Genomic DNA, 22966 nt, shown 5'->3' with positions numbered 1-22966 from the left:
CGGCGACGTTAGCCGCCGCGCGATCAGCCGATCCGGGTGCCGTGGTTCGCCGGGGGCGGGCTCACGGGCGAGTGCGCCTTGAAGTAGGCGACGAGGGCATCGACGTCGACCGGGCCGGTGGTCCGGTTCACCGCGCCCTTGAACGCGTCGAACGAGTCCCCACCGGCGATGAGGAACGAGTTCGCCGCCACCCGGTACTGGGTGCCGGCCCCCAGCACGACGCCGTTCAGCTTGATCGACGCGTCGGGAACGCGGTCGCCGTAGGCACGCGTGAGGTCGTAGTCGTACGTGAAGCCCTGGTTGGTGCCGAGGATCAGCCGGGTCCCACGCGGGCCACCGGTCAGCGGACCGTCGCTGACGACCGTTCCCTTGGAGTCGACGACCCGGTCCGGGTCGTCCTGGAACTGCTCCTCGAGGAGGTCGTCGATCTGCGCACCGGTCAGCGTGGCCGTGTTCACGGTGTTGCCGAACGGCTGCACGGTGAACAGCTCCCCGAAGGTCGTCGGACCCGCGTCGATGTCGGCCCGGACACCGCCCGGGTTCATGAACGCGATGACCGGGAAGCCGTACTGGCTCTGCTGCATCGCCTCGAGCTGGGCCTGGGCGACGAGGTTGCCGATCGGCTGCTCCGCCTTGCGGTTGCTCGACGTCGAGCTGCCGATCGCCTGCGTGGTGGACCCGACGACGACGTTGCGCGACTCGGCCGACCGCGCGTTCCAGTAGTCGACGATCGACTGGACCTCGGCGTCGGCCGTCTCCCGCGTCACCGGGACGTTGGTGGCCGAGTACGAGGCGGCGCGGTTGACGTCACCGGTCGTGCGGTCGATGGAGAGGCGGATGTCGGTGACGAGCCGCCCGTAGTAGCCGGCCTGGGTCACCAGCCGCGGCTGGCCGCCGGGGACGGCGAGCTTGCAGTTGTACGCCTGGTGGCTGTGCGCGCTGACGATCAGGTCGACCGCGGGCGAGACGCGCTGGTTGATGTCGACGATCGGGCCCTTCAGGGCGTTGCAGCCGTTCACGAAGGGAGCCGCGTTCGGGTCGGCGACCTCGCCGCCCTCGTGGACCAGCACCCCGATGGCCTGGATCCCCTGCTTCTGCAGGACCGGGACCCACCGGTTCACGGCGTCGGCCTCGTCGAGGAACTCGACGTCCTTGACGCCGTCGGGCGACACGATGGTCGGCGTGGTCTCGGTGACCACACCGATCAGCGCCAGCTTCTGGTTCGCCGGGGTCTGGAAGACCTGGTACGGCGGGAGCATGGGCTGCTTCGTCGTCTTGTCCACGACGTTGGCGGCCAGGTAGGGGAACTCCGCGCCGGAGAAGGCGTGCTCACCGTCGCCGAAGCAGCCGTCCACGCCGGGGGTGATGCCCTGGCAGGCGGTGACGTCGTCGGTGTAGGTGCCGTCGGTCGCGGCGGAGATCCGGCGCAGCTCCTGCGTGCCCCGGTCGAACTCGTGGTTGCCGACGGCCGAGACGTCGAGCCCCATCGCGTTCAGGGCCTCGATGGTGGGCTCGTCCTTGTAGACGCTGGACTCGAACGGCGACGCGCTGATCAGGTCCCCGGCGCCCACGAACAGGGAGTCCTTCGGACCGTCGACCGTGCCGTAGAAGGAGGCCTGCAGCCGGTCGACGGTGGCGGCGATCTGCGGGGCACCACCGACGGGGAAGACGACGTCGTCCGCGCCGCCGTACTTGCCGTCCGGCCCGGGCGCCGTGGCCAGGGTGCCGTCGCCGGCACCCTTGTCGGGCGTCGGGCCCTGGGGCGTGATCCGGCCGTGGAAGTCGTTCATGGCCAGGAGCTGGACCGTGACGTCCTGGGCCGGGCCCTTCTTCGGGGCGGCCGAGGCCGTCATCGGCGCCGCGACCAGGGCGGCCGACGTCGCTGCGACCACAGCAGCGGCGAGGGAGAGGCGCGTTCTGCGCAAGGGAGGTCCTCCAGAGGACATGCGGGAACCGGCCGTCCCGGGCAGGCGGCCGTACGGGGTGGAGCGGGAGCCGGAGCAGGGAGTAGCACTCAGGAAGTGGCTCGTGACAGGAAGCTAATTGCTTGCGCTCACGAAGCCAAGGGTCAGTGACGAACCGTTCCCTGTCGTTTACCCGACAGCCGGATGGCGGCCTGCCCCAGAACGCGGTCGCCCCGCTCGGCGTCCGGCTCGTACAGGACGGCGGACTGCCCGGCGGCCACACCCCGCTGCACCTCGTCCAGCCGCACGACGAGCCCGCCGTCCTCCCCCGCCAGGACCTCGCACCCCACCGGGGTCCCGTGCGCCCGGAGCTGGACCTGCGCCCGGAAGGGCAGCAGCGGGGCGGCGCCGGTCCAGGTCGCGGCGGCGGTGGTGATCTCGTCGACGCCGGCGAGGTCGGCGGTCCCGATCGTGACCGTGCGCGTGACCGGCTCGATCCCCAGCACGTACCGGGGCTGCTGGTCGCCGACGCTCACACCCAGGCCGCGCCGCTGCCCGACGGTGAACCCGTAGGTGCCGTCGTGCTGCCCGACGGTCGCGCCGGTGGCGGCGTCGACCAGCGGGCCGGGCCGGCTGCCCAGCTTCCGGGCCAGGAAGCCGCGGGTGTCGCCGTCGGGGATGAAGCAGATGTCGTGCGAGTCGGCCTTGGTGGCGACGGCGAAGCCGCGCTCGGCGGCGATCTCCCGCACCCGGTCCTTGGTCATGCCGCCCAGCGGGAACATGGCCGAGGCCAGCTGCGCGGGGGTCAGCACGCCCAGCACGTAGGACTGGTCCTTGGCCGCGTCCACCGACCGGCGCAGCTCCCCGCCGGCCAGCCGCGCGTGGTGGCCGGTGACCACCGCGTCGAACCCGAGCGCCTGCGCGCGGTCGAGAACCGCGGTGAACTTGATCTTCTCGTTGCAGCGCAGGCACGGGTTGGGCGTGCGACCCGCCTCGTACTCGGCCACGAAGTCGTCGACGACGTCCTCGCGGAACCGGTCGGCGAGGTCCCAGACGTAGAACGGGATGCCGAGCTCGTCGGCGACCCGGCGGGCGTCGTGCGCGTCCTCGACGCTGCAGCAGCCTCGCGCACCGCTGCGCAGCGTCTGCCGGTCCGGGGAGAGGGCCAGGTGCACGCCGGTGACGTCGTGCCCGGCGTCGACGGCCAGAGCGGCGGCGACCGCGGAGTCCACTCCCCCGCTCATCGCGGCGAGCACCCTCATCGCCGGCCCATCCCGGCCCGCCGGGCGCGCTCGACCACGGGCGCGATCACACCGAGGAGGGCGTCGACGTCGCCGTCGGTGCTGGTGTGCCCGAGGCTGAACCGCAGCGAGCTGCGCGCCCGCTCGGGGTCGGCGCCCACCGCCGTCAGCACGTGGCTGGGTCGGGCGACGCCCGCGCTGCAGGCCGAGCCGGTGGAGCACTCGATGCCACGCGCGTCGAGCAGCATGAGCAGCGCGTCACCCTCCGCCCCGGGGAACGAGAGGTGGGCGTTGCCGGGCAGCCGGCCGGGGCCGGAGCGGACGACGTCGTCCAGCGGGGCGCCGTTGAGCTGGGCATCGGGCACCTGGTCCACCACCCCGGCGACGAGCCGGTCGCGCAGGCGGGCCAGCTCGCCGGCCCGCTCCACCCGGTTGCCGACGGCGGCGACGGTGGCCACCCCCAGGCCGACGATGGCAGCGACGTCGAGGGTGCCCGAGCGCACGTCGCGCTCCTGCCCGCCACCGTGCAGCAGCGGCGTGCACTCCGCGTCGCGGCGCAGCAGCAGGGCGCCGGCCCCCATCGGCCCGCCGAGCTTGTGGCCGGTCATGGTCAGCGCGTCGACCCCCGTGGCGCCGAAGTCGACCAGCACCTGGCCCACGGCCTGCACCGCGTCGGTGTGCAGCGGCACCCCGACGTCGTGGGCGGTGGCGGCCAGCGCGGCGATGTCGCTGACCGTGCCGATCTCGTTGTTGGCCCACATCACGCTGGCGACGGCGACGTCGCTGCCGTCGCCCAGGGCCTCGGCCAGCGCCTCCGGGGTCACGCGACCCGAGGGGTCCACCCGCAGCCAGGTGAGCTCGGCGCCCTCGTGCTTGGCCAGCCACTCCACGCTGTCCAGCACCGCGTGGTGCTCGGCCGGGCTGACCACGATCCGGCGACGGCGGGCGTCGGCCTCCCGGCGCGCCCAGAACAGGCCCTTCACCGCCAGGTTGTCGCTCTCGGTGCCACCACCGGTGAAGAGGACCTCCGACGGCCGCGCGCCCAGCGCCTCGGCCAGCCGCTCCCGCGACTGCTCGGCGGCGCGACGGGCGGACCGGCCGCTGGCGTGCAGCGAGGAGGCGTTGCCCACGCGGCCGAGCTGCTCGGTCATCGCGACCAGCACCTCGGGGAGCACGGGCGTGGTCGCCGCGTGGTCCAGGTAGACCGGCTCGGTGTTGGTCATGACGCGCTCAGGGTAGACGCGGGAACCGCCGGTCCCGCCGTCGATCCCGCGCCCGCCCCGGCCCGCGGGGCCAGGAGCGCGCCGGTGGTGGCCACGGCCGTGAGCACCGCCACACCCGCGAGCACCGCGGTGGACAGGCCGTAGGAGCCGGCGGCCGCACCCGCGACCAGGACACCGACGATGCCGATGCAGACCGCGCTGCCGGTGACGTCGGCGATCTGGAAGGCCGCCGAGTCCGCGCCGCGGCTCGCGTCGGAGGACCGGTCCAGGAGCAGCACGCTGAGCGACGGCATGCCCAGCCCCATGCCGAGGCCGGCGACGGCCCAGCTGAGGTACGCCGGCCAGCCGCCCACCCCGGGGACGGCGACGAGCGCGGTGGCCACCAGACCGACGGCGAGGAGCAGGAAGCCGGTGCGCAGGAGAGCGACCCGCGACCAGTGCGGGTTGCGGCCCTGCACCTGCGAGGCCGCGGCCCAGCCGAGCGCACCGGCGGTCAGCGGGATCCCGGCGGTGGCCGCCGGGTAGCCGTGCAGCTCGGTCAGCGCCAGTGGCAGCAGCACGTCCATGCCGAAGAAGGCGCCCGCCAGAAGTCCGCGCCCGGCGACCACCGCGGGGAGCCCGGGTCGCATGCCCGCCGTGCCCCGCGGAACCAGCGGACGGAGGCCGAGGACCAGCGCCAGGGCGCCCACGCCGGCGAGCCCCAGCGCGAGGAGGTCCAGCCGCTGGCCGGCGTACTGCAGCGCGCCGATGCCCAGCCCCGCCAGCAGCGCCCACCAGCGCCGGGACCGCGCGACCGTTCCGGCTGCGGGCCGCGGGAGGGCCCGGACCGCCGGCAGGACCAGCCCGAGCCCGAGCACGATCAGCGGCAGCAGGGCCAGGAAGACCAGCCGCCAGCCGAGGTGGGTGGTCAGCAGCCCGGCCACGGTGGGCCCGACCAGCGCCGGCAGCACCCAGGCGGCGGAGAAGGCACCGAACAGCCGCGGCCGGAGCCGGGCGTCGAACGCCTGCCCGGCGACGACGTAGAGCGCCACCGAGATGATGCCGCCACCGATGCCCTGCAGCGCCCGGGCGGCGACGAACACGGCCATGTGCGTGGAGAGACCGGCGGCCAGGAGGCCGACGGCGAAGACCCCGACGCCGGTCAGCAGCGCCGTCCGGGAACCGTGCCGGTCACCGAGGTCGCCCCCCAGCACCATGCCGGACACGGACGCGACCAGGAAGGCGCTGAACGGCCACGCGTACCACGCCAGGCCGTCGAGCTCGGCCACGGCGGTGGGCATCGCGGTGGCCACGGCCATCGACTCGAAGGCCACGAAGGTGACCAGCATCAGCAGCCCGGCGGTGGTCAGCCGGTGCGCCCGGTCGAACAGCGCGGGCTGCTGGTCGGTCTCCACGCCGTGGCCAACTCCTCGCATCCCCGGGTGCTTCCCGGCCCCGGAAACGCGCTGAGCGCCGGCCCCCTCCCGGGGACCGGCGCTCAGAACGGCTACCTGCTGGAACGGCCTCGCTGCAGGGACCCGCGCCGCGCGGAGCGTGGCGAGGGGGGCAGCGAGGTCCTTCCGCTATTTGCGGGCGTTGATCTGCTCGGTGGCAGCGGGGACGACCGTGTTCAGGTCGCCGATGACACCGAAGTCGGCGAGCTCGAAGATCGGGGCCTCGGGGTCCTTGTTGATGGCCACGATGGTCTTCGAGGTCTGCATGCCGGCGCGGTGCTGGATGGCACCGGAGATGCCGACGGCGACGTAGAGCTGCGGCGAGACGGTCTTGCCGGTCTGGCCCACCTGGAAGCTGTGGGGGTAGAAGCCGGAGTCGACCGCGGCGCGCGAGGCACCGACGGCGGCACCGAGCGAGTCGGCCAGGCCCTCGATGATCGAGAAGTTCTCGGCGCTGGCCACACCGCGACCACCGGAGACCACGATCGAGGCCTCGGTGAGCTCGGGGCGGTTGCTCTTCTGCTCGACGACGCGCTCGACGACCCGCACCTGCTTGGCGGCGTCGCTGACCGACACCGACACCGACTGCTCGGCGCCGGCGGCCGGGGCCGCCTCGGGGGTGACCGAGTTGCCGCGCAGGGTGAAGATCGGCGTGCCGGAGGTGACCTTCGAGTGCACGATCGTCTGCCCGGCGAACGCGACCTGGGTCGCGGTGCCGTCGGCGGCGATCTCGGTGACGTCGGTCAAGAAGCCGCTGCCGGTCTTGACGGCCAGGCGGGCGGCGATCTCCTTGCCCTCCGGGGAGGAGGGGATGACGACGGCGGCCGGCGACTTCTCGCCGACCAGCTGGGCGAGCACCTCGGCCTTGGGGGCCACGAGGTAGTCGTCGATGTCGGCGGACTCGGCCACGTAGACCGTCGCCGCGCCGTACTCCGCGAGCTGGTCGCGGACGCCGGCCGCGGTGCCGGGGGCACCGAGGACGACGGCGGAGGGCTCACCGAGCGCGCGGGCCGCGGTGAGGGCCTCCAGGGTGGTCTTGCGGACGCCGCCGCCGGCCGGGTTCAGCTCGGCCAGGACAAGGACCTCTGCCATGGGTTTCTCCTCTTCCTTCGATCCCGCTCAGACGATCTTCTGGCTGGCGAGGAAGTCGACGAACTTCTGCGCGCCGTCGCCCTCGTCGGTGACCTTGACGCCCTCGCCCTTGGGCGGGCGGCCGGCGAAGTCGAGCACCTGCGTGCTGGCGTTGGCCAGGCCGACGGCGGAGGCGTCGACGCCCAGGTCGGCCAGCGACTTGGTCTCGACCGGCTTCTTCTTGGCGGCCATGATCCCCTTGAACGAGGGGTAGCGCGGCTCGTTGATCGTGTCCCAGGTGGAGACGATCGCCGGCAGCGGGGCCTCGAGGGCCCAGTAGCCACCGTCGGTCTGCCGCTCGACCTTGGCGGTGCCGCCCTCGATGGTGACCTTGCGGGCACCGGAGAGCTGCGGGATGCCGAGGCGCTCGGAGAGCAGGGCCGGCATGACGCTCATCTGGCTGTCGGTCGCCTCGGCGCCGCAGACGATGAGGTCGTACTCCATCTGCTGCAGAGCGGCGGCCAGGACGGCGCTGATCTGCGAGGCGTCGGAGCCGTGGATGGCCTCGTCGCTGACGTGGACGGCCTTGGCGGCGCCCATCGACAGCGCCTTGCGGATGGCGTCGGTGGCGCCGTCGGGACCGACGGTCAGGACGGTCACCTCACCGCCCTGCGCCTCCGCGATGGTGAGCGCCTCCTCGATGGCGTACTCGTCCATCTCGTTGATGACGTTGTCCGCGGACGCGCGGGCGACGGTGTTGTCCGCCGGGTCCAGCTTGCGCTCGCTGCCGGAGTCGGGGACCTGCTTGACCAGAACGACGATGTTCATCGCCAGACCTACCTCCGCGATGGGGTCGGGGGTGCGGGCACGGGCGCCCGCATGCACTCGTACGAGATCTGCACCGATCATGGAGGTTACTGCGCAGTAACGCGGTGGCGGACCGAGGGGCCGGTGACGCCGGTCACGCACCCCCGGCGGGGTGGGACCACTCCCCCGTCGCCGCGAACCTGACCAGCGTCTCCGTCGCCGGCGCCAGGTCCATGCCCTGCGCGGCGACCCACTCGTCGGAGTAGTAGGTGTGGGCGTACCGCTCCCCGCCGTCGCACAGCAGGGTCACGACGCTGCCCCGTCGTCCGGCCGCGAGCATCTCCGCGACGAGCCCGAAGGAGCCCCAGAGGTTGGTGCCGGTCGACCCTCCGGCCCGCCGGCCGGTCACCTGCTCCAGGTGCCGCATCGCGGCGATGGACGCGGCGTCGGGCACGCCGATCATGCGGTCGACGATCGTCGGCACGAACGAGGGCTCCACCCGGGGGCGGCCGATGCCCTCGATGCGCGAGGGCAGCCCGGTGGTCCACCCGGGCTCGCCCGCCTCGTACCCCGGCAGGAAGGCCGAGTTCTCCGGGTCGACGACGGCCAGCCGCGTCGGGTGGCGTCGGTAGCGCAGGTACCGGCCGATCGTGGCGCTGGTGCCCCCCGTGCCGGCACCGACGACGACCCACTCCGGCACCGGGTGCGGCTCGGCGGCGAGCTGCTCGAAGATCGACTCGGCGATGTTGTTGTTGCCCCGCCAGTCGGTGGCCCGCTCGGCGTAGGTGAACTGGTCCAGGTAGTGGCCGCCGCACTCGGCAGCCAGGCGCCGGGCCTCCTCGTACATGTCCGGAGCCCGGTCGACGAAGTGGCACCGGCCGCCGTGGAACTCGATGAGCGCCACCTTCTCCGGGCTGGTCGAGCGGGGCATCACCGCGACGAACGGCAGTCCGAGCATCCGGGCGAAGTAGGCCTCGCTCACCGCCGTCGACCCGCTGGATGCCTCCACGACCGTGCTGCCCTCGGTGATCTGTCCGGAGCAGAGGCCGTAGAGGAACAGCGACCGGGCCAGCCGGTGCTTGAGGCTGCCGGTCGGGTGGGTGGACTCGTCCTTGAGGTAGAGGTCGATCCCCCACTCCGGCGGCAGCGGGTAGACCAGCAGGTGCGTGTCGGCGCTGCGCCGGGCGTCGGCCTCGACGATGGCGACCGCGCGGTCCACCCAGGCCCGGCCCGCAGCGTCGGACCTGTCGACGACGTGCCCGCTCACGGCTGCGGTTCCACCGGCGCGACGAGCACCGGGCGCTCGGCCGGCGTGACGCGCACCGTCGCACCCGGGACGAGGTCGGCGCTGCCAGTGCTGGCGACGTCGACCCGTACCTCGACGCCGTCGGGCAGGGCCACCAGCACCCGGGTGGTCGCCCCCGAGAAGGTCCGCGTGACGACCCGGCCCGGTCCGGCCGGGTCCGCCGTCACCAGCAGCGACTCGGGGCGCACGAGCGCCACGACCGGGCCCGTGGCCGGTGCCGCGCCGGCGACCGGCCGGCGCGCTCCGAGCAGCTGCACGGCACCGCCGTCGAGCGTTGCCGGGACGCGGTTCATCGTGCCGACGAACTCCGCGACGAACGCCGTCGCCGGCCGCTCGTAGAGCTCGTCGGGCGAGGCCACCTGCTCCAGCCGGCCGGCGCGCATGACACCGACCCGGTCGGCCACCGACAGCGCCTCGGCCTGGTCGTGGGTGACGAAGACGGTGGTGATGCCGAGCTCCAGCTGCAGGCGGCGGATCTCCTCGCGCAGCTGCACCCGCACCTGCGCGTCCAGCGCCGACAGCGGCTCGTCCAGCAGCAGCACCTTCGGGGCCACGGCCAGCGCACGGGCCAGTGCCACCCGCTGCTGCTGACCCCCGGAGAGCTGGTGGGGGTAGCGCTTCGCCCGGTCGGCCAGCCCGACCAGCTCGAGCAGTTCCGCGGCGCGCGCGATCCGCTCGGCTCTGCCCCGGCCGCGGACACGCAGCCCGTAGGCCACGTTGTCGGCGACGGTGAGGTTCGGGAACAGGCTGTAGGCCTGGAAGACCATGCCCATGTCGCGCTTGCTCACCGGCACGTCGGTCACATCGCGGTCGCCGACGAGCACGCGACCGGCGTCGGGGCGCTCGAAGCCGGCGATCGCGCGCAGCGCCGTCGTCTTCCCGCAGCCCGAGGGGCCCAGCAGCGCGAGCAGCTCGCCGCCCGCGATGTCCAGGTCCAGCCCGTCGAGGGCGACGACGTCACCGAACCGACGGGTCAGGTTCTCCAGCCGGACGGCGACGCCCGGTTGCGCGGTCGACACGTGCGGACGCCCGGTCGCGGAGGCGGTGGTCATGAGCTCTCCTCGGTCCGGCGCCGGCGGTCCAGCGCGGAGATCAGCAGCAGCAGCGCCCAGGTCACGAGCAGCGAGAGCACCGACACCGCGACCGACAGCTGGGGCTTCGAGCCGCCCACCTGCACGATCCAGGTGGGGAACGTCTGGAAGCCCAGGATCGCCGCGACGGTGTACTCCCCCAGCACGAGGGCCAGGGTCAGGAAGGAGGCGTTCAGCACCGACGTCCGCAGCACCGGCAGCACGACGGTGAGCAGGACCCGGGGCCAGGACGCGCCCAGGTTGCGGGCCGCCTCGGTGAGCGTGGCCAGGCCCGCGTTGCGCACCCCGGCGTCCAGCGCCCGGTAGACGAACGGGAGGGCCAGGACGACGTAGACGAGGACCAGGATCCAGGGCAGGGCCGGCTCCTGGAGGGCGAACATCGCGTCGCCCACCGGGGTGCCGTAGAAGTGGTCGGGGGCCCACGCCAGCACGCTGCGCACGCCCACGACCAGCGCGATCGGTGGGACGACGAGCGGCGCCAGGGTCAGCAGCTCGACCGCCGTCCGCAGACGTGGCAGCCGCAGCTCGACCAGCACGACCGTGGGGACCATGAGTGCGAGCACCAGGACGACGGTCAGCACGCCCAGCAGCAGCGAGCGGCCGAACGCCTCGGCGAAGCCGGGGGCGCCGGGGATCTCGGCGTAGTAGCGGCCGGTGAAGGTGCCGGCGCCGCGGTCGCGCACGGTGAACCAGACGGGCGCGGCGAACGGGACGAGGAAGTACAGGCCGATGACGACGAGGACGGCGAGCCGCCACGCGCCGCCCCGGCGCCGGCGGGCGCGGACCGGGGTGGGCGGCGCGACGCCGCCGGCACCGGCCACGCCCTCGGCCAGGGCCGTCACGCCAGCCACCGCTGGGTCCGGCGCTGCACCCACGCGTAGAAGGCCATGACCAGTCCCACCACGACGATCATGCCGAGCGCCAGCGCCTTGCCGATGCTCTCCGAGCCGACGACGACGTTGCTCGAGAGCGCGTCGGCGATCTGCAGGGTGACCAGCGGCAGGCTGCTGCCGACCAGCGCCTTGGCGGTCGCGTAGGCGGCGAAGGACGAGGCGAACAGCAGCATCGTCGCGCCGAGCACCGGCGGCAGCAGGATGGGCCCGCCGACGTGCCGCCAGTACTGCCACCCGGAGGCGCCGAGGTTGTCCGACGCCTCGCGCCACTGCGGCCGGAGGGCCTCCAGCGCGGGGGTGATCGTCAGGACCATCAGCGGGATCAGGAAGTAGAGGTAGACCAGGGCCAGGCCCGTCATCGAGTACAGCGAGAAGCCCCCGAGCCCGAGACCGAGATCGGTGAGCAGGACGGTCACCACCCCGTTCGAGCCGATGGTCGCGATGAAGGTGAACGCGAGCGGGACGCCGCCGAAGTTGGCGAGCACGCCCGAGGCGGTGAGCACCAGGCGCCGCAGCAGCCGTCCACGCCTGGCCCCCAGCACGGCGACGGCGAGCGCGAGGCCGAGGGCCGCCCCCAGCACGGCGGCGATCGCCGACAGCTGCAGGCTCCCCAGGTACGCCCGCCCGTAGGGCCCGTCGGGTATCGCTGCGATCGAGTCGGTCGACCAGCTCTCCTCGAAGGTCGTGGGGTCCGTGCTGCGGAATGCCTCCACGGCGAGCACCCCGATGGGCAGCAGCAGGACGACGCCCACGTAGAGGAAGAACGGCACCGCCCCGAGCAGTGCGAGCAGACGCCCGCGCCGGCCCCGGGAAGGAGCCGGCGCGGACGCCGTCGTCGTGGCGGTACTCAGCCCGAGATCTCCGCGTTCCAGCGGTCGGCGACCACCTTCTGCGCCGCGGTCTGCTGCTCCTGGCTCGGGAACTCCACGTCCCCGTCGACCTCGGGGAGCCCGGCCAGCGCGTCCTCGTCAGCCGTTCCGGCCTTCTCCATGGCAGGGAGGCGCACCGGACGCGAGCCGCCCTTCAGCCAGATGTTCTGCCCCTCGTCGCTGTAGAGGAACTCCTGCCACAGGCGGGCCGCCGCCGGGTGCGGGGCGAACTTGTTGATCGCCTGGCTGTAGTAGCTGCCGAAGACACCGTCGGTCGGGACGGCGACCTGCCACTCGACCCCGGCCTCGCTGAGCGTCCCGGTCAGACCGGCGTTGACGTAGTCCCAGTCGATGGCCAGGGGGGTCTCACCGCTCTGCACCGTCGCCGGGGTGACCTCGACGGGGTTGAAGTTGCCGGCGTCCTTGACACCCTTGAAGAAGTCGATGCCGGGACCGATGTCGTCGAGGCTCCCACCGTTGGCCAGCGAGGCGGCCCAGACACCGCTGAACGCCGCGGCGGCCTGGGTCGGGTTGCCGTTGAGCGCGACCTTGCCCGCGTACTGCGGGTCGAGCAGGTCGGCCATCGTCGTCGGGCACTCGGCGATGACCGAGGCGTTGCAGCCGATGGAGATGAAGCCGCCGTAGTCGTTGAACCAGCGGCCCTCCCGGTCCTTCTGGTTATCCGGGATGTCGCCCCAGGTCTCGACCTGGTAGGGCGCCAGCAGGTCCTGGGCCGCGGCCTGCTGGGCGAAGCTGGTACCGACGTCGAGCACGTCGGGGGCCCGGTCCTGACCCTTCTGGCTGGTGACGGCGTTGACCTCGTCCTGGCTGGACGCGTCCGGCGTGGCCTCGTTGATCTCGATGCCGTACTTCTCGCTGAAGGTGTCGAGCATCTCGCCGTAGTTCGCCCAGTCCCGCGGGAGGGCGATGACGTTGAGCGTGCCCTCGGCCTTGGCGGCCTTCACGAGCTCCTCCATGCCACCGCCGTCCTCGGCCGAGGTGGCGCCCGCCCAGTCCGAGCCGCTCCCGCCGGAGCCGCCGTCGCTGGAGCCGCAGGCGGTCAGGGTCACTCCGGCCGTCACGACCGCCACCGCGGTCAGCAGGGTGCTTCGTCGCACAGGTCCTCCTGGTTCGGTGCCGCCGTCGTCCGGTGTCCGAATGGCCCGGTGCGGGCGGCCTCGCGCATTGTGGCCGACCCGACACCCCCGCGCCCCTTGCTGCGGCGTGACGATCCGATGATCTTCCGGCGACGGACTCGTGCGTTCAGCGTCCGGAGAACTGCGCCTTGCCCGGGCCGCTCTCCAGGAAGGAGCGCATGCCGGTCTTCTGGTCCTCGGTGTCGAAGAGGCCGGCGAACAGCCGGCTCTCCAGGTCCAGGCCGTGGTCCAGGGAGCCGTCGAGGCCCTCGTCGATGGCCTGCTTGGCGGCGGCCAGCGCCAGCGGCGGCCCGGCGGCGAACTTCTTCGCCATGGCGACGGCGGTCGTGTACACCTCGTCGTCCGGGACGACGGCATCCGCCAGGCCGAGCTCGAGCGCCTCCTCGGCCGCGACGTGCCGACCGGTGAAGACCAGGTCCTTGGCCTTGGCGGGTCCGACCAGCCGGGCCAGCCGCTGCGTGCCACCGGCACCGGGGATCACGCCGAGCAGGATCTCCGGCTGGCCGATCTTCGCGCCGGCACCCATGACCCGGAAGTCGGCGCAGAGGGCCAGCTCGTAACCGCCGCCCAGCGCGTAGCCGGTGACCGCGGCGATGACCGGCTTGGGCAGCCGGGCCACGGTGCGGAACGAGTCCTGCAGCTCCCGGCCCCAGGCGACCATGCCCCGGCCGTCGAGCTGGGACATCGCCTTGATGTCGGCGCCGGCGGCGAACACCCGCTCGCCCCCGTAGATGACGACGGCGCGGACGTCGGAGCGGCTCCCCGCCTCGAGCGCCGCGGCCCGCACCTCCAGGTGCAGCTGCTCGTCGATCGCGTTCATCTTCGGGCGGTCGAGGCGGATCGTGCCCACCCCGTCGGTCACCTGCAGGGTCACGAACTCGGGCTCAGCCATGCCCGCACGCTACTGACTCGCCCGACGGGCGGTGAAGCGGCCGTTCGTGCGGGTCAGCGAGAGAGCGAGACCGAAGGTGTCCGAGAGCATCGCCGCGGTGAGCACGTCGTCGGCCGCGCCCGAGGCCACGACCTCGCCGTCGCGCAGCAGCAGCGCGTGGGTGTAGCCCGGCGGGATCTCCTCCACGTGGTGGGTGACCAGGACCTGCGCCGGCGCGTAGTGGTAGCGAGCGAGGTCCGAGAGGCGGGCGACGAGGTCCTCGCGACCGCCGAGGTCCAGCCCGGCGCCCGGCTCGTCGAGGATCAGCAGCTCGGGGTCGGGCATGAGCGCACGGGCGATCTGCGCCCGCTTGCGCTCGCCCTCGCTGAGGGTGCCGAACGCGCGGTGCGCGTACTGGGCGACCCCCCACTGCTGCATGAGGATCCCGGCCCGGGTCAGGTCGTGCACGTCGTAGCGCTCCCGCCACCGCCCGACCACCGCGTACCCGGCGGAGACGACGACGTCGCCGGTCTTCTCCTCGGGGCCGATGCGCTGGGCCAAGGAGGCGCTCGTGATGCCGATGCGCGGGCGCAGCTCGAAGACGTCGACCGCGCCCAGGGTCTCCCCCAGCAGCCGCACCTCGCCGCGCGTCGGGTGCATCAGCGCGGCGGCGAGCTGCATCAGTGTCGTCTTCCCGGCTCCGTTGGGACCCAGCACCACCCACCGCTGGTCCGGTTCCACCCGCCAGTCGACGCCCTTGAGCAGGTCGTTCTGCCCCCGGACGACGTCGACCCCGGTCATCCGTACGACGGCCCCCGCGGAGGCGGCCGTGTGGCCCCCACCCACCCCACCGATGCTCGACACACCCCCATCCAATCAACTCCGTCCGGCCGACGTTGCGCCCCGTCCGGCGCCGGAGAGGGCACGATCGGGAAGTGACCGATCACTCCGGCCCGCTCCCGGGCACCCCGGCGCCGCTCGGTGCGACGTGGGACGGGCGCGGCACCAACTTCGCACTGTGGTCCGGCGGGGCCGCCGCGGTGGACCTGTGCCTGTTCGACGCCGACGGCACCGAGCACCGCCACCGCCTCGAGGAGACCACCCACCAGGTGTGGCACGGCCGGCTCCCGGGCGTGGGACCCGGTCAGCGGTACGGCTACCGCGTGCACGGCGGCTACGACCCCTTCTCCGGCCTCCGCTTCAACCCGGCCAAGCTGCTGCTGGACCCCTACGCGCGGGCGGTGGACGGCGAGCTCCGGCTGGACACCGCGCTGTTCGGCCACCCCTACGACCACCCGGAGGCCACACACCCCGACGAGCAGGACTCCGCGCCGTACGTGCCGCGCGGCGTCGTCGTCCACGACCCCTTCCCGTGGGACGGCGACCGGCCGCTGCGTCGCTCGTGGTCCGACACCGTCATCTACGAGGTGCACGTGAAGGGCGCGACCGCCCGGCACCCCGACGTCCCGCCGCAGCTGCGCGGCACCTACGCGGGCCTGGCGCACCCGGCGTTCGTGGAGCACCTGCTCTCCCTGGGGGTCACCGCCGTCGAGCTGCTGCCGGTGCACCACTTCGTCAGCGAGCCGCACCTGCTCCGCCGCGGGCTGACCAACTACTGGGGCTACAACACCCTCGGCTACTTCGCCCCGCACGCGGGCTACAGCTCCGTGGGCAGCGGCGGCGGCCAGGTCACGGAGTTCAAGACGATGGTCCGCGAGCTGCACGCGGCGGGCATCGAGGTGATCCTCGACGTCGTCTACAACCACACCGCCGAGGGCGACCACACCGGGCCGACCCTGTCCTTCCGGGGCATCGACAACGCCGGCTACTACCGGCTCAACGGCGGCAACCGTGCCCGCTACACCGACTACACCGGCTGCGGGAACACCCTCGACGTCCGCCGGCCTGCCGTCCTCGGCCTGCTCATGGACTCGCTGCGGTACTGGGTCACCGAGATGCACGTCGACGGCTTCCGGTTCGACCTCGCCTCCGCGCTGGCCCGCTCGATGCACGACGTCGACCGGCTGTCGGCGTTCTTCGACGTCGTCCACCAGGACCCGGTGGTCAGCCAGGTGAAGCTGATCGCCGAGCCGTGGGACGTGGGTCCCGGCGGCTACCAGGTGGGCAACTTCCCGCCGCCGTGGACGGAGTGGAACGGCAAGTACCGCGACACCGTGCGCGACGTGTGGGCCGGTTCGCACGTGGGGGTGCGCGACCTGGCCTACCGGCTGACCGGCTCCTCGGACCTCTACCGCTCCGACGGCCGTCGTCCCTTTGCGTCGATCAACTTCGTGACGGCGCACGACGGCTTTCCGATGGCCGACCTGGTCAGCTACGAGCACAAGCTCAACGAGGCCAACGGCGAGGAGAACCGCGACGGCGAGAGCCACAACCGCAACTGGAACTGCGGCGTCGAGGGCCCCACCGACGACCCGGCGGTGCTGGAGCTGCGCGGCCGGCAGGTCCGCAACCTGCTGACGACGCTGCTGCTCTCGACCGGGGTGCCGATGCTGACCGCGGGCGACGAACTGGGCCGCACCCAGAGGGGCAACAACAACGCCTACTGCCAGGACAACGAGATCTCCTGGATCGACTGGGAGAAGGTCGACGCCGACCTGCTCGCCTTCGTCACCCGCCTGGTGCGACTGCGCCGCGGCGCCCCGGTGCTGCGGCAGGAGGCGTTCTTCGAGGGGTCGGAGGTGCCCGGCACCGACGGCACCCGCGACCTGGCCTGGTTCGCGCCGAGCGGGGGGCAGCTGACCACCAGCGACTGGTTCGACACCGGCCTGCAGACGATCGGCATGTACCTCGACGGGCGCGGCATCCGCCACCGCGACGAGCACGGCCACCCGGTGGTCGACGACTCGTACCTGGTCCAGCTGCACGCCGGGCCGGACCCGGTGACCGTGGAGCTGCCCGGCCCGCCGTGGGCCGACGGCTACGAGCTGGTGCTCTCGACCGAGTACCCGACAGGCGCTCCCCCGGCACCGACGTTCCTGGCGCCCGGGCCGATAGAGGTTCCCGGCCGCTGCGTCTGGCTGCTGCGCATCGAACGGCGCCCGTGACACCCCACCCGCGTTCCACCCGTGTGGGGTCGCCGTCGGTTCGGGTCCGGTCGATACGACGACAACTCGACACGCGGCGTGGAGCCCACGCACCCGGCCGAGGGAGCCGGCTCTGACGACCCGAGAGCCCCGGTCCGCAGCGGACCGGGGCTCTCGGGCTGTCAGGCGGTGGTGCTCAGTCCTGCGGCTGCTCGAAGGTGATGACCGTCCAGCCCAGGAGCAGGCGGTCGCCGTCGGAGAGCGGGTGGGCCACACCCGGCTCGAGCTGGGTCCACTCCGTGGCCTCGGGGCCGGCGACGTGAGTGCCGTTGAGCGAGCCCAGGTCGACCAGCGAGACCTCGCGGCCGTTGCGGGTCAGCGCGGCGTGCGCCGACGACAGCACGTTCTGGGTGTCGGCGATCGGCACCGGGCGGGCCGAGCCGCTGGTGACCATCTCGTGGTTGTCGGGACGGCGGCCGAGCACGAGGTCCTCGTCGACGGTGACCACGAGGCCGTCGTCGAACCGCAGGATCGGCGCGGCGTTGTCGCTGTCGGGCCGCCAGAAGGCGGTCTGCTCGCCGGACTCGGGGCGGGCCGCCGACGAGCCGCGGGAGGACCCACGCGAGGAGCCGAAGGCGGAGTCCGACGGCGCCGAGAACGACGAGGCCGGCGCCGCCGAGGTTGCCGGAGCCGCCGACGACGGGGCGGCCGCGGCCAGGTGCAGCGTGGCGCCGCCGCCGGGGACGGTCCCCTCGACGAGGTCGTAGCTCACCCCCGGCGGGGTGCGGGGCGCCGACTGGCCGGGCCCCACGTACAGGGACTGGCCCAGCGAGAAGCCGGAGGCGAGCGTGCCGCCCTCGACCGACGAGCCGGACACGGGGACACCGTCGACGGCCGGCTGGCCCTTGCCCGCCCAGAGCGCGACACCGGAACCGGTGTCGTCGCCCAGGACGAGAGCGAAGGACGCGCCACCCGAGGCGAGCGAGCTCACCTGGCCGGCCACGGCGGCCAGCACGCGGTCGGCGCCCGGCCCGGACACACCGAGGCAGGCGTGCAGGGCGGACACGAGGGCGGGCGAGCCGGGAGCGTCGACCCACAGCAGGCCGCCGCCACGGCGGGCGACGACGGCATCTCCGGGGAGGACTTCACAGCGGTCGGGCATGGCGTCCAGCCTAGTGATGCGCGGGCCGTCTCGGCGCCCCGGCTGCACCGCCACGCCGGGGCCGCACGAGGTCACAGTCGGTCACTGGGACAGGCGTGACCGGAGTGCGGGATGAGTCGCGCTCACGCCGTGCTCACCACACCGAGCTCGGCCGGATCGGCGAGGTACTGAGAGTACGGGAGCACGCGCACCGTGTAGCCGAACGCGCCGGTGCGTTCGAGTGGAACCGTCGCGGTGAACCAGTGCCGCGAACCGTCGGTGTGCTCGTGCTGCATCGGCACGGTCGTGACCTCGTGCAGACCGTCGGCGTCGTCGACCCGCCCGTAGGCGGCCTGCACCTCCACGTCGGAGGGCTGCAGCCCCGGCAGCTCGACCTCGGCCCGCAGCGCCAGGGTCGAACCGATCTCCGGGGTGTCCTTGGCGCCGGTCGCCTCGACGTGGGCGACCCGCACGTCGTGCCAGTGGTGCAGCAGGTGCGACCGCCACGACGCCTCGCTCCGCGCCGGGGCGTAGCCGTCGGCCGCCATCGTGCGGGCCGACCCGGCCGCCGGCACGTACAGGTCGCGGACGTAGTCGCGGACCATGCGGGTGGCCTGCACCTTGGGGCCGGTCTCGCGCAGCGTGTGCCGCACCATCTCCACCCAGCGGCCGGGGACGCCGTCGCGGTCGCGCTCGTAGAAGCGCGGCAGCACCTGGGTCGACAGCAGGTCGTAGATCGCCCGCGCCTCCACCTCGTCGCGGCGGTCGGGGTCCTGCACGCCGTCGGCCGTCGGGATCGCCCAGCCGTTCTGGCCGTCGAACCACTCGTCCCACCACCCGTCGCGGATGGAGAGGTTCAGCCCACCGTTGAGGGCCGCCTTCATGCCGGAGGTGCCGCACGCCTCGAGCGGGCGCAGCGGGTTGTTCAGCCAGACGTCGCAGCCCCAGTACAGGTAGCGCGCCATGCCGATGTCGTAGCCGGGGAGGAAGGCGATCCGGTGCCGGATCTCCGGGTCGTCGGCGAAGGCCACCATCTGCTGGATCAGCTTCTTGCCGCCGTCATCGGCGGGGTGGCTCTTGCCGGCGATGACCAGCTGCACGGGGCGCTCGGGGTCCAGCAGCAGCGCCCTGAGCCGCTCCGGGTCGCGCAGCATGAGGGTCAGCCGCTTGTAGGACGGCACCCGGCGGGCGAAACCGATGGTGAGGACGTCGGGGTCGAAGGCGGTCTCGGTCCAGCCGATCTCGGCCTCGCTGGCCCCACGCGAGAGCGCGGTCTCGCGGATCCGCCGCCGCACCTCCTCGACCAGCCGCCCGCGCAGCGTCCGCCGGACCGCCCAGAGGTCCCCGGCGGGGATGCGGTCGACGCCGTCGAAGTGCACCGGACCGTCGACCTGCACCGGGTCACCCTGGCTGGTCGTCTGGGTGCCCATGTCCAGGAGCTCCCGGGCGGTCCAGGTGGGCGCGTGCACGCCGTTGGTGATCGAGCCGATCGGCACGTCGCCCTCGTCGAAGCCCGGCCACAGGCCGTTGAACATGCCGCGGCTGACGTGCCCGTGCAGCTGGCTGACCCCGTTGGCCCGCTGCCCCAGCCGCAGGCCCATGTGCGCCATGTTGAACTTCGACGGGTCCTCCTCCGCCCCCAGCGGCAGCAGGTGCTCCAGCGGCACGCCGAAGCCGGCGAAGTAGCGCTCGATGAGCGCCTTCGGGAACCGGTCGATACCCGCCGGCACGGGCGTGTGGGTGGTGAAGACGGTGCCCGCCCGCACGGCCTGCAGCGCCTCGGCGAAGGAGAGCCCGTGCGCCTCGGTCAGCTCGCGGATCCGCTCCACGCCCTGGAAGCCGGCGTGGCCCTCGTTGGCGTGGAAGACCTCCGGCATCGGGGTCCCGGTCAGCGAGCAGTACGCCCGCAGCGCCCGCACGCCCCCGACGCCCAGCAGCATCTCCTGGCGGAGCCGGTGGTCCTCGTCGCCGCCGTAGAGCCGGTCGGTGACCAGCCGCTCCGCGGGGGCGTTCTCCTCGATGTCGCTGTCCAGGAGCAGCAGCGACACCCGGCCCACCTGGGCCCGCCACACGTGCGCGTACAGCGTCCGCCCCTCGGGCAGCGGCACGGAGATGACGACGGCGGTGCCGTCGGACTGCCGCAGCAGCTTCAGCGGCAGCCCGTGCGGGTCCAGGGACGGGTAGTGCTCGAGCTGCCAGCCGTCGGCGGACAGACCCTGGGCGAAGTAGCCGGCCCGGTAGAGCAGCCCGACGCCGATCAGCGGGACGCCGAGGTCCGAGGCGGCCTTCAGGTGGTCACCGGCCAGGATCCCCAGGCCGCCGGAGTACTGCGGCAGCACCTCGGTGATGCCGAACTCCGCGGAGAAGTACGCGATGGTCTGCGGCGCCTCCGCGCCCAGCGACTGGTACCAGCGCGGCGTGGCGAGGTACTCCTCCAGGTCGTCCACGGCGTCGGTCAGCCGCCGCACGAACCGGCGGTCGGCGGCCAGCTGGGCCAGTCGCTCGGCCGACACCTCCCCCAGCGCGCGCACCGGGTCACCGCCGCAGCGCTGCCACAGCGCCGGGTCCAGGGACTCGAAGAGGTCCCGGGTCTCGGGGTGCCAGGACCAGCGCAGGTTCATCACCAGCTGGCTCAGCGGCAGGAGCGGCTCCGGCAGAGCCGCGCGGACGGTGAAACGTCGGAGAGCTCGCACCCGGCCGAGACTAACGAGACCCGGGCCGTTCGTCAGGGCGTCGTCGAGAACTCTTCATCCGCCCGCAACGCCGCGTTCCGCAGCCCCATCGGGTGAGGCGGGAGGGGCAGATCATCGGCCGAGATGCTGGTGAGGCGGCAGCTCAGTAGCGTGGCGCGTGATGACTGGCCGCGCTGATCTCCGCCTCGGCATCACCGATGTCGCCCCTGTCGTGTCCTGCGGGACGTTCTCGGCCCGTGCGGTCGTCGGCGAGCACCTGCCGATCACCGCCACCGTGTTCCGCGAGGGCCACGACGCCGTCGCCGCGAACGTCGTGTGGACCGGACCCGACGGCACCGACGAGCCGTTCCTCCGGATGGCGAAGCTGCCACCCGAGCCCGACCGCTGGCTCACCACCGTCGTGCCCGACCGCGAGGGCCTGTGGACGTTCCGCGTCGAGGCGTGGAGCGACCCGCTGGCCACCTGGAAGCACGCCGTCGAGGTCAAGGTCGAGGCCGGCCAGGGCGCCGACGAGCTCGCCAACGACCTCGAGGAGGGGGCCCGGCTGCTCGAGCGCGTCGCCGCCGAGGCCGATGCGGAGTGGCGCGAGCGGGTCACGTCCGCCGCCGCCTCGCTGCGGGACACCTCGCAGGAGCTGACCGTGCGCATCGCCCCGGCGCTCGCCGCCGGGTTGCAGCGCTACCTGCACGAGCACCCGGTCCGCGAGCTGGTCACGCAGTCGCCCCGCTACGAGGTGTGGGTCGACCGTCGCGAGGCGCTCTACGGTTCCTGGTACGAGTTCTTCCCGCGCTCGGAGGGGCCGGTCGTCGGCGGGGTGCCCACCCACGGCACGTTCACCACCGCGGCCGACCGCCTGCCGGCGATCGCCGACATGGGCTTCGACGTGGTCTACCTGCCACCGATCCACCCGATCGGCACGGTCAACCGCAAGGGCCCGAACACCGCCCAGTTCCCCGGCGGCAACCCGCACGAGATCGGCCCGGACGACGTCGGCTCCCCCTGGGCCATCGGCAGCGCCGAGGGCGGGCACGACGCCGTGCACCCGCAGCTGGGCACGCTCGAGGACTTCCGGGCCTTCGTGGCCCGCACCCGCGAGCTCGGCATGGAGATCGCCCTCGACCTCGCCCTCCAGGCCGCGCCCGACCACCCCTGGGTGCAGGCCCACCCGGAGTGGTTCACCACCAAGCCCGACGGCACGATCGCCTACGCGGAGAACCCGCCGAAGAAGTACCAGGACATCTACCCGGTCAACTTCGACAACGACCCCGAGGGCATCTACGCCGAGGTGCTGCGGGTGGTCCGGCACTGGATGGACGCCGGCGTCCGGATCTTCCGCGTGGACAACCCGCACACGAAGCCGCTGAACTTCTGGCACTGGCTGATCTGGGAGGTCAAGAAGACCGACCCCGACGTGCTCTTCCTGGCCGAGGCGTTCACCCGCCCGGCGATGATGCACCAGCTGGCCCGGATCGGGTTCACGCAGTCCTACACGTACTTCACCTGGCGCACCGAGCGCGAGGAGATCGAGGAGTACGGCCGCGAGCTGGCGACGAACTCGCACTACATGCGGCCGAACTTCTTCGTGAACACGCCGGACATCCTCCACGAGTCGCTGCAGTTCGGTGGCCCGCCGATGTTCAAGATCCGCGCGGTGCTGGCCTCGATGCTGAGCCCGACCTGGGGCGTCTACTCCGGGTTCGAGCTGTTCGAGCACGTCGCCGTCAAGCCGGGCAGCGAGGAGTACCTCGACAGCGAGAAGTACCGGCTGCGCCCCCGCGACTGGGCGGGTGCCGAGGCCAGCGGTCGCAGCCTCGCCCCGTACCTGAAGCGGCTCAACGAGATCCGGCGTGCCCACCCGGCGCTGCAGCAGCTGCGCACGCTGCGGTTCCACTCGGTGGACAACCCGAACCTCCTCTGCTTCACCAAGACCGACCCGGGCTCGAACGACGCCGTCCTCGTCGTCGTCAACCTGTCGAGCCACAACACCCAGATCGGGACGACGGCGCTGGACCTGCCGACGCTCGGTCTGGACTGGCACGAGCGATTCGCGGTCACCGACGAGCTCAGCGGCGCCCGGTACGACTGGGGCCAGTTCAACTACGTCGAGCTCGATCCCTACCGGGAGCCGGCGCACGTCTTCGGGATCAGCTTCCCGCGGCCCGTGCAGTTCCCCCCGCCGGTCGAATAGACCGGTCCTCCCCCGACCGCACCTGCGACCCCGA

At 72.9% G+C, this 22966-nt stretch carries 17 protein-coding genes; 2 read left to right on the top strand and 15 right to left on the bottom strand.

Going from position 1 to position 22966, the window contains the following annotated elements; genetic code table 11:
* Positions 1-23 precede the first annotated feature (23 nt).
* The 13 genes from DQ237_RS08415 to DQ237_RS08355 form a co-directional block, all read right to left on the bottom strand.
* Positions 24-1925 carry a bifunctional UDP-sugar hydrolase/5'-nucleotidase gene (locus tag DQ237_RS08415; protein ID WP_113799095.1) on the bottom strand — a complete coding sequence of 634 codons (1902 nt, stop codon included), beginning with the start codon at positions 1923-1925 and terminating at the stop codon, positions 24-26.
* A 143-nt stretch (positions 1926-2068) separates the two neighbouring features.
* Entirely contained in the window at positions 2069-3166 is a 1098-nt protein-coding gene (mnmA, locus tag DQ237_RS08410; protein WP_113799093.1) for a tRNA 2-thiouridine(34) synthase MnmA, read from the bottom strand.
* A complete protein-coding gene (locus DQ237_RS08405; protein ID WP_113799091.1) occupies positions 3163-4368 on the bottom strand; it encodes a cysteine desulfurase family protein in 1206 nt (401 codons plus the stop codon). Before DQ237_RS08405 ends, mnmA begins: the two co-directional genes overlap by 4 nt.
* Positions 4365-5762, bottom strand: coding sequence for an MFS transporter (locus tag DQ237_RS08400; protein ID WP_240619500.1), 1398 nt, complete (start codon positions 5760-5762; stop codon positions 4365-4367). The genes DQ237_RS08405 and DQ237_RS08400 overlap by 4 nt, the downstream gene beginning before the upstream one ends.
* 168 nt (positions 5763-5930) lie before the next feature.
* Complete coding sequence (locus tag DQ237_RS08395) at positions 5931-6893, bottom strand: electron transfer flavoprotein subunit alpha/FixB family protein (RefSeq protein ID WP_113799087.1); 963 nt, start codon at positions 6891-6893, stop codon at positions 5931-5933.
* Positions 6894-6920: 27 nt separating this feature from the next.
* The gene (locus tag DQ237_RS08390) at positions 6921-7700 is read right to left on the bottom strand and encodes an electron transfer flavoprotein subunit beta/FixA family protein (protein ID WP_113799085.1); all 780 of its coding nucleotides are present in this window, start codon (positions 7698-7700) and stop codon (positions 6921-6923) included.
* A 133-nt stretch (positions 7701-7833) separates the two neighbouring features.
* Positions 7834-8946 carry a PLP-dependent cysteine synthase family protein gene (locus tag DQ237_RS08385; RefSeq protein WP_113799083.1) on the bottom strand — a complete coding sequence of 371 codons (1113 nt, stop codon included), beginning with the start codon at positions 8944-8946 and terminating at the stop codon, positions 7834-7836.
* On the bottom strand, positions 8943-10037 hold the full coding sequence (locus tag DQ237_RS08380; protein WP_113799080.1) for an ABC transporter ATP-binding protein: 1095 nt from the start codon (positions 10035-10037) through the stop codon (positions 8943-8945). The genes DQ237_RS08385 and DQ237_RS08380 overlap by 4 nt, the downstream gene beginning before the upstream one ends.
* Positions 10034-10918 carry an ABC transporter permease gene (locus tag DQ237_RS08375; protein ID WP_240619499.1) on the bottom strand — a complete coding sequence of 295 codons (885 nt, stop codon included), beginning with the start codon at positions 10916-10918 and terminating at the stop codon, positions 10034-10036. Before DQ237_RS08375 ends, DQ237_RS08380 begins: the two co-directional genes overlap by 4 nt.
* Complete coding sequence (locus tag DQ237_RS08370) at positions 10915-11739, bottom strand: ABC transporter permease subunit (RefSeq protein WP_240619498.1); 825 nt, start codon at positions 11737-11739, stop codon at positions 10915-10917. Before DQ237_RS08370 ends, DQ237_RS08375 begins: the two co-directional genes overlap by 4 nt.
* A gap of 77 nt (positions 11740-11816) precedes the next feature.
* Positions 11817-12956, bottom strand: a complete 1140-nt coding sequence (locus DQ237_RS08365; RefSeq protein ID WP_113799076.1) for an ABC transporter substrate-binding protein — start codon at positions 12954-12956, stop codon at positions 11817-11819.
* A gap of 145 nt (positions 12957-13101) precedes the next feature.
* Positions 13102-13887 (bottom strand): enoyl-CoA hydratase/isomerase family protein, encoded by a 786-nt coding sequence (locus DQ237_RS08360; protein WP_113799074.1) that lies wholly within the window; start codon positions 13885-13887, stop codon positions 13102-13104.
* A gap of 9 nt (positions 13888-13896) precedes the next feature.
* Positions 13897-14667, bottom strand: a complete 771-nt coding sequence (locus tag DQ237_RS08355; RefSeq protein WP_113799422.1) for an ABC transporter ATP-binding protein — start codon at positions 14665-14667, stop codon at positions 13897-13899.
* Between the two features lie 134 nt (positions 14668-14801).
* On the opposite strand from DQ237_RS08355, the gene glgX reads away from it, so the two are divergent.
* Positions 14802-16931 carry a glycogen debranching protein GlgX gene (gene glgX / locus DQ237_RS08350; protein WP_113799073.1) on the top strand — a complete coding sequence of 710 codons (2130 nt, stop codon included), beginning with the start codon at positions 14802-14804 and terminating at the stop codon, positions 16929-16931.
* A 175-nt stretch (positions 16932-17106) separates the two neighbouring features.
* Here glgX and DQ237_RS08345 read toward each other — a convergent pair whose 3' ends face one another.
* The gene (locus DQ237_RS08345) at positions 17107-18072 is read right to left on the bottom strand and encodes an FHA domain-containing protein (protein WP_113799071.1); all 966 of its coding nucleotides are present in this window, start codon (positions 18070-18072) and stop codon (positions 17107-17109) included.
* 122 nt (positions 18073-18194) lie between these two features.
* Positions 18195-20744 (bottom strand): alpha-glucan family phosphorylase, encoded by a 2550-nt coding sequence (glgP, locus tag DQ237_RS08340; protein WP_113799069.1) that lies wholly within the window; start codon positions 20742-20744, stop codon positions 18195-18197.
* 160 nt (positions 20745-20904) lie between these two features.
* Here glgP and DQ237_RS08335 point away from each other — a divergent pair, with 160 nt between their 5' ends.
* Positions 20905-22932: an alpha-1,4-glucan--maltose-1-phosphate maltosyltransferase gene (locus DQ237_RS08335; protein WP_113799420.1), complete on the top strand. Its 2028-nt coding sequence runs from the start codon at positions 20905-20907 to the stop codon at positions 22930-22932.
* Positions 22933-22966 lie beyond the last annotated feature (34 nt).

The organism is Blastococcus sp. TF02-8 (assembly GCF_003319175.1).
In the GTDB taxonomy this organism is placed as follows: domain Bacteria; phylum Actinomycetota; class Actinomycetes; order Mycobacteriales; family Geodermatophilaceae; genus Blastococcus.
This window is presented reverse-complemented; position numbering and strand designations above follow the sequence as displayed.